Annotated in this window: 9 protein-coding genes; 4 read left to right on the top strand and 5 right to left on the bottom strand. The window is 62.1% G+C overall.

Annotation, left to right across the window (positions count from 1 at the left end; all coding sequences use genetic code 11):
- Positions 1-307 precede the first annotated feature (307 nt).
- The 3 genes from NMG46_RS19770 to NMG46_RS19760 all read left to right on the top strand — a co-directional run bounded on the left by NMG46_RS19770 (position 308) and on the right by NMG46_RS19760 (position 1,244).
- Positions 308-520 (top strand): cold-shock protein, encoded by a 213-nt coding sequence (locus NMG46_RS19770; protein WP_023678332.1) that lies wholly within the window; start codon positions 308-310, stop codon positions 518-520.
- A gap of 275 nt (positions 521-795) precedes the next feature.
- Positions 796-996 (top strand): hypothetical protein, encoded by a 201-nt coding sequence (locus NMG46_RS19765; RefSeq protein ID WP_254819268.1) that lies wholly within the window; start codon positions 796-798, stop codon positions 994-996.
- Positions 993-1,244 carry a hypothetical protein gene (locus tag NMG46_RS19760; RefSeq protein ID WP_254819267.1) on the top strand — a complete coding sequence of 84 codons (252 nt, stop codon included), beginning with the start codon at positions 993-995 and terminating at the stop codon, positions 1,242-1,244. Before NMG46_RS19765 ends, NMG46_RS19760 begins: the two co-directional genes overlap by 4 nt.
- 115 nt (positions 1,245-1,359) lie before the next feature.
- Here NMG46_RS19760 and NMG46_RS19755 read toward each other — a convergent pair whose 3' ends face one another.
- From NMG46_RS19755 to NMG46_RS19745, 3 genes are all read right to left on the bottom strand, one after another.
- Positions 1,360-1,968, bottom strand: coding sequence for a glutathione S-transferase family protein (locus NMG46_RS19755; RefSeq protein WP_254819266.1), 609 nt, complete (start codon positions 1,966-1,968; stop codon positions 1,360-1,362).
- 261 nt (positions 1,969-2,229) lie between these two features.
- Positions 2,230-3,084 (bottom strand): EAL domain-containing protein, encoded by an 855-nt coding sequence (locus NMG46_RS19750; RefSeq protein ID WP_254819265.1) that lies wholly within the window; start codon positions 3,082-3,084, stop codon positions 2,230-2,232.
- Complete coding sequence (locus NMG46_RS19745; RefSeq protein ID WP_254819264.1) at positions 3,081-3,974, bottom strand: EAL domain-containing protein; 894 nt, start codon at positions 3,972-3,974, stop codon at positions 3,081-3,083. The genes NMG46_RS19750 and NMG46_RS19745 overlap by 4 nt, the downstream gene beginning before the upstream one ends.
- A gap of 204 nt (positions 3,975-4,178) precedes the next feature.
- Here NMG46_RS19745 and NMG46_RS19740 point away from each other — a divergent pair, with 204 nt between their 5' ends.
- Positions 4,179-5,381, top strand: coding sequence for a pyridoxal phosphate-dependent aminotransferase (locus tag NMG46_RS19740; protein ID WP_254819263.1), 1,203 nt, complete (start codon positions 4,179-4,181; stop codon positions 5,379-5,381).
- Between the two features lie 6 nt (positions 5,382-5,387).
- Here the strand turns inward: NMG46_RS19740 and NMG46_RS19735 are convergent, their stop codons facing one another.
- On the bottom strand, positions 5,388-5,783 hold the full coding sequence (locus tag NMG46_RS19735) for a cupin domain-containing protein (RefSeq protein WP_254819262.1): 396 nt from the start codon (positions 5,781-5,783) through the stop codon (positions 5,388-5,390).
- 30 nt (positions 5,784-5,813) lie between these two features.
- A complete protein-coding gene (locus NMG46_RS19730; RefSeq protein ID WP_254819261.1) occupies positions 5,814-6,413 on the bottom strand; it encodes an isoprenylcysteine carboxylmethyltransferase family protein in 600 nt (199 codons plus the stop codon).
- Positions 6,414-6,464: the final 51 nt, after the last annotated feature.

The raw sequence follows: 6,464 nt of genomic DNA, 5'->3' as shown, positions 1-6,464 counted from the left end.
CGAAACTTCTGCATTCTCCGGCCCTGTAGCCATGCCGTCCGTCTCATCCCCAGCCTCCCTTTGGCTGGCGATAAAACCGGACAACTCATGTGCTACCTAATCCGGACAACTCATCTGCTTACGACACATTTTCCGCCCCGTCTTGTTTTTTGCGCGAAGGCATATTATATGCGGTCCATTGATATTTCGGCCGATCGATCCGGGCCTCGCGATATTCGCGTTTGCTGACGTTCTATCTCCAAAATCTCGATACAAACCGGCTGGGTTTCGGTCCAGTCAAACTAAAGCAAACGTAAGGACTATCGAAATGGCAACAGGTACGGTCAAGTGGTTTAATTCCACCAAGGGTTTCGGCTTCATTCAGCCTGACAGCGGCGGCGCGGACGTTTTCGTTCACATCTCCGCAGTCGAGCGTGCTGGACTGTCGACCCTGGTCGAAGGCCAGAAGATCAACTTCGAGATCGAGCAGGACCGCCGCACTGGCAAGTCGTCCGCTGGATCTCTGAGCAAGGCAGCCTGATTTTGCGAATGGCGCCCGCCGGGCGATAGCCCGGGGCGCGCGGCAAGTCACGGATGTACTGGCGGTCGCGCGAGAAGCGCGCCGGAGCGAAAGACCCCGACAAGCCGAAGCAGCAGATTGCTGCCGGCCCGGCCAAAACGCTCCCGATCGGGCTACCAAGCATGGGAAGGCGGGATTTTGTCCCGCCTTTTTGCTGTCTGAAATCCGGTGAACCGCCGCCTTGGTCCTACGGGACCACTTTGTGGTGTTTTTACCCAATGTGGTCCTATTAATTCATGAGCAAGCTTGAACAGATTGAGAAATCCGTCGCCGAACTAAGCCCCGAAGAGCTCAAGGCGTTTGCCGCATGGTTCGAGGCGCTGCAGGCCGACATGTGGGACCGTCAGTTCGAAGCCGACGCCAAGGTCGGCAGGCTGGACAAGCTTGCCGAGCAGGCCTTGGCTGATCATTGCACCGGCCGGACCCGCCCTCTGTGAATCATTTTGCTACTCCCTCGTTTTGGGAGGCGTACGCAAAACTGCCCTCGTTAATCAGAGTAAAGGCGAACAGACGTTTCGCCAAACTGAATTCTGACCCGTTCCACCCGTCGTTGCATTTCAAACAGGTCGGGCGCTACTGGTCGCGGGTTGATATCAACTACCGCGCCGTGGCTGTTCGCGACCACGATGACGTGGTCTGGTTCTGGATAGGCACCCATTCCGAATATGATCGCCTGCTGAAATAGTACCATCCGGATTTCACGCCATCGGCCGAAGGCCGCAAGCCCGACCGGGCGTCGCGCCTTTTGGCGCGCCCCGTCCGGAGCGAGCCGCGAAGCGGCGACAAGCGTGAGGACAGAACTAAGGCAACCACTCCAGCGGCACGTGCCCCGGATCGGCCTCGACCCTTTTCAGCCAGGCGGCCACCGCCGGATAGGCGTCGAGCTGAAACCCACCCGTCTCGGCCGTATGCGTATAGGCATAGAGCGCGATGTCGGCGACGCTGAGCGCATTGCCGGCGAAGAAGCTGCTCCCGGCCAGGTGCTTGTCCATGACGCCGAGCGCCTTGTTGCCGCGCTCCAGCGTCAGCGCCAGCCGCTCGGGCGTCGCATCCTTGGCTCTTTCAGGGAAGGTCAGCAACGCCCTGCGCACGGCGATATAGGGCTCATGGCTGTATTGCTCGAAGAACAGCCACTGATAGGCCAGCGCGCGTTCGTATCTGTCCGCCGGCAGGAACCGCGTGCCTTCGGCGAGGTAGAGCAGGATGGCGTTGGATTCGGCCAGCCGCCGGCCGTCGTCGAGTTCGAGCAGCGGCACCATGGCGTTCGGGTTTTTCGCGACATAGTCGGGTTTGCGCGTGTCGCCGGTATGCGAGCTGACCTCGACATTGGTGAAGGGGATGCCGAGCTTGGCCATCAAAAGGCGCGGCTTGTAGCAATTGCCGCTGTCGATCATTCCATAGAGTATCATCGGCGCTCCCCTTGCTCGCAACCACCCGTCTCAAGGCTTGATCCAGCCTCTATCGCGGCAGCGGCGGCTTCATCCAGTGATTTGTTTTGGCGTAACCATCAGCGCTGCTGATGCATTTCAGGATATGTCGAGATTCAAGTCAGGCCGAGCCGAGAAGGGCGGGTTCCGAGAACCGGAGCGGAGCGTACTTTTGGGTACGTGAGCACCGGAAGCGCAGGCCCCCCCGTTCGCAGGCCGGCATCACTTGAATATCGGCATATCCTAGCCGAACAAGGGGATGACGTTGCTATCCCTGCCAAGCAGCCTGTCGATCGACAGCGGCTCCTCGTCGAACAGCGTACCGGCCAGCGCCGGCCGGGCAAGGTAAAAGCCCTGCAGCAGGTCGACGCCGCCATCCAGCGCGACGCGCAGATGCGTGGCGTTCTCGATGCCTTCGACCAGCACCTTGGCGCCGCGATCGTGCAGCGTCGAAACCAGTGGCCGGAAAAACCGCTCGGCGGCGGCATGGCGGCAGAATTCGGCGAACCAGGTGCCGTCGATCTTGACGATGTCGGGCTGCACGAGGGCGACCCTTTCTTCGGTAGAATGCCCGGTGCCGAAATCGTCGATGGCGATGCGGACGCCGTCGCGCCGCATCTCGCGCGCCAGGCTGACAAGCACCTTGTCGCCGGCAGCCTGCTCGGTGATCTCGCAGACCAGCATGCCGCGATGCAGGCCGAAATCCGCCAGATGCCTGGTCATCAGCCTGATTTCGGCCAGCGCCCGTGCGGGGTCATCGTTGATCAGCGGATTGTAGTTGAAGAACAGGTCGAGCCCGTCGACGCCGATGTTGCGGAAGTTGCGCAAATGCAGCACCCGGCACATGGTTTCGACAAACAGCCGATCCGCTGCCGGCACCCCTTCGAAGAAGATTTGCGGCGCCACCGGCCTGCCTGCACGATGCGGCTCGATCAGTCCCTCGACCGCGACGGCGGCGAGAAACCTGCCGCGCGGCGCGAAGACCGGCTGGTAGGCGCTCCTCAGCCGGAATGCGCCGTAGATGCCATATTCGATGCCGACCTCGTCGGCAAAGATCGCCTCGCCGACCTTGCGCCGCATGTCGGCCCGCCCGGTCACGATGTCACCCTGCGGCCAAAGGCCCGCATCGGCCGCCGCGATGGCGAAACGGCCGCAGAAACCTTCTCAGCATCGGCCGACACCGCGGCCGCCTGCCCGCTCTTTCCAAAGACGCGAAAGCTGGTCGGCGCAAGCTCGGGGCGCGCCAGCACATAGCCCTGCACCATCGAGGCGCCCGACTTTTCGGCAAGCTCGAGCTGCCAGCCCGTCTCGATGCCCTCGAATACCGTTCGGATGCCTTGCTCTTCGAAGCTTGTCACCATGGCGGTCAGCAAGGCGAAGCCGGCACCGGACTCCATCAGCGTCATGATCCAGTCGGCGTCGAACTTGACGATGTCTGGCCTGAGTTCCTTGATGCGATTGATGTCGGATTCGTCGGCGCCGTAATCGTCGACCGCAATGCGCAAACCATTACCCCTGAGCGCCTCGACGAAATTGTAGAGCGTTTCCTGCGACGCCGATTTCTGCTCGGTGACCTCGCAGACGACGCGGCGCGGATCGATGTCGGCCTCGTGCAGCACCAGCCGCATGTCGCGCAGCGCCTTGTCGGCGATGCCGCGGTCGGTGAACACCGATGGATCGAAATTGATGAAGATGGAGGCGTCTCGCGGCAGGCAGGCGCCGGCGTTCAGAAGGTGCAGCGTCCGTGTCAGCGCCTCGATATGCAGGCGGTCGACCGCCGGACAGCTGTTGAAGAAACTCATTGGCGGCTGCGGCTCGCCGTCGCGGAACGGCCGGATCAGCCCCTCGAACGCGACGACGGACAGCTTGCCCTTGTTGAAGGCGAAGATCGGCTGGAACGCGCTTTGCAGCGTATAGAGCCCCCAGACACCGCTGGCGGTGCCGTCATCGTGGCGGATGATATGGGCAAGCTCGATGCTGCGCGTCACGGTTCCTCGCTATGCGAGACTGGCGGACCGGCTACGGTCCCTGCCGTTCAAGCTTTTACTGATCGTTGATGAATTTATTGTTGCCAGCATTGCGCGCTGGCTCATTCGACAATGCCTGCGCTGGGCTTGCGCTTGACCAGATGATGCGACATGAGAGGCGCCGCGGCGCCTTCGCCGCGCCGGTCCTTCCTGGAGATATCTGTCATGGCCTTTCTTGCCGACGCCCTTTCCCGCGTAAAGCCTTCCGCGACCATCGCGGTGACGCAGAAGGCGCGCGAGCTGAAAAACGCCGGCCGCGACGTGATCGGGCTGGGCGCCGGCGAGCCGGACTTCGACACCCCCGACAACATCAAGAGCGCCGCGATCGAGGCGATCCGCCGCGGCGAGACGAAATACCCGCCGGTCTCCGGCATCGTGCCGCTGCGCGAGGCGATCGCGAAAAAATTCAAGCGCGAGAACAATCTCGACTACCGGCCGGAGCAGACCATCGTCGGCACCGGCGGCAAGCAGATCCTGTTCAACGCCTTCATGGCGACGCTGAACCCCGGCGACGAGGTGATCATCCCGCGGCCTTACTGGGTGAGCTATCCCGAAATGGTGGCGATCTGCGGCGGCACCTCGACCTTTGCCGACACCTCGATCGACAACGGCTTCAAGCTGACGGCGGCCGTGCTGGAAAAGGCGATCACGCCGCGCACCAAATGGCTGTTGATGAACTCGCCGTCGAACCCCTCGGGCGCCGCCTACACCGAAGCGGAGCTCAAGAGCCTGGCCGACGTACTGTTGAAGCATCCCCATGTCTGGGTGCTGACCGACGACATGTACGAGCACCTGACCTATGGCGACTTCGTCTTCAAGACCATCGCCGAGGTCGAGCCTAAGCTCTATGAGCGCACGCTGACCATGAACGGCGTGTCGAAAGCCTATGCCATGACCGGCTGGCGCATCGGCTATGCGGCAGGCCCGGTGCCGCTGATCAAGGCGATGGACATGATCCAGGGCCAGCAGACCTCCGGCGCCTGCACCATCGCCCAATGGGCGGCGGTTGAAGCGCTGAACGGGCCGCAGGATTTCATCCCGAAGAACAAGGCGATCTTCCAGGGCCGGCGCGATCTCGTCGTCTCGATGCTCAACCAGGCGCGCGGCATCACCTGCCCATCGCCGGAGGGTGCGTTCTACGTCTATCCCTCCTGTGCCCAGCTGATCGGCAAGACGACCAAGAGCGGCAAGGTGGTCGACAGTGACGAAACCTTTTGCTCGGAACTGCTCGAGGCCGAGGGCGTGGCGGTTGTTTTCGGCTCGGCCTTTGGCCTCGGCCCGAACTTCCGCATTTCCTACGCCACGTCGGAGGCTCTGCTCGAAGAAGCCTGCACGCGCATCCAGCGCTTCACCGCCGCGCTGGTCTGAGACGTTTCAGCCGCCATACTGCTCGTCGCTGACCTTCTCCAGCCAGTCGGCATGCACGCCCTCCAGCGCCTCCTGCATGGCGATGTGCGTCATCGCCGATTTCGGCGCGGCGCCGTGCCAGTGCTTTTCGCCGGCCGCAAAGGAGACGACGTCGCCGGCCCTGATCTCCTGGATCGGCCCGCCCCAGCTTTGCGCGAGACCGGCACCGGACGTGACGTAGAGCGTCTGGCCGAGCGGATGCGTATGCCAGTGGGTCCGGGCGCCGGGCTCGAAACTGACCAGCGTGGCGCGTAGCCGCGCCGGTGCCTCCTTCTCGATGATCGGCGTCTGCAAAACCCGGCCAGTGAAGTATTTTTCCGGCGCAACAATCGTCGGCACGCTGCCGCAGCCAATAATCTTCATCGTCGCAAATCCTCGATCCAATCCAGTGTCTTAGAGACTACCACTTTCGTCCGATGCCGGCTGCATCTCCTGCCGGCTGCGGGCAAAACGCGGCCAGAACAGGCCGGCACGTCCGCTATAGGCCTGGTAGGCACCGGCCAACCTTGTACGCGAAAATTTTCGCTCTTCGTCCAAGGCCGCGATCACATAGATCGCAACGATGCCGGCGACCGGCACCACCGCCCACACCGACCAGGTCGCGATACCCCATCCGATCCAGAAGACAATGTAGGATGTGTAGAACGGATGACGGACATGGCTATAAGGGCCTTCGGTTACTAGGCTGTCGGGATTGTCCGGATCAAACGCGAAACGCAGCCGCGCCTTGCGCGAAACCGAGATCGCCCACCAGAACAGCGCCGAGCTTGCCAGTTCGACGGCAAACCCGCCGATCTTCGCTGCAACCGGTTGCCGCTCGATCCACAGCAGCGCCAGAAAGAATAGCGCCGTGCCGACCACGACGGCCGAAATCATCATGGCGCCTTGAGACATGCTCGGCGACTGGAAATGCCCGCGCATCGACCAGGCATATTGGCCGAGCGTCGCGATGCTGCTGATCGAGAGGAGAAGGTCGAGCGTGGATTCCATCATCAGGCTCCGGGGGTTAGCTGTGGTGGATTCGGTCATCATACCCGGCAGAAA

It is taken from the genome of Mesorhizobium sp. LMG 17147 (assembly GCF_024297145.1).
In the GTDB taxonomy this organism is placed as follows: Bacteria; Pseudomonadota; Alphaproteobacteria; order Rhizobiales; family Rhizobiaceae; genus Mesorhizobium.
The sequence above is the reverse complement of the archived record's forward strand: the minus strand, read 5'-3'. Positions and strand labels throughout refer to the sequence as shown.

Bases quoted from the DNA above. Each gene is read 5' to 3' on its own strand.
- NMG46_RS19770 (WP_023678332.1), top strand. From the start codon at position 308: ATGGCAACAGGTACGGTCAAGTGGTTTAATTCCACCAAGGGTTTCGGC.
- NMG46_RS19765 (WP_254819268.1), top strand. From the start codon at position 796: ATGAGCAAGCTTGAACAGATTGAGAAATCCGTCGCCGAACTAAGCCCC.
- NMG46_RS19755 (WP_254819266.1), bottom strand. From the start codon at position 1,968: ATGATACTCTATGGAATGATCGACAGCGGCAATTGCTACAAGCCGCGC.
- NMG46_RS19740 (WP_254819263.1), top strand. From the start codon at position 4,179: ATGGCCTTTCTTGCCGACGCCCTTTCCCGCGTAAAGCCTTCCGCGACC.
- NMG46_RS19735 (WP_254819262.1), bottom strand. From the start codon at position 5,783: ATGAAGATTATTGGCTGCGGCAGCGTGCCGACGATTGTTGCGCCGGAA.
- NMG46_RS19730 (WP_254819261.1), bottom strand. From the start codon at position 6,413: ATGATGGAATCCACGCTCGACCTTCTCCTCTCGATCAGCAGCATCGCG.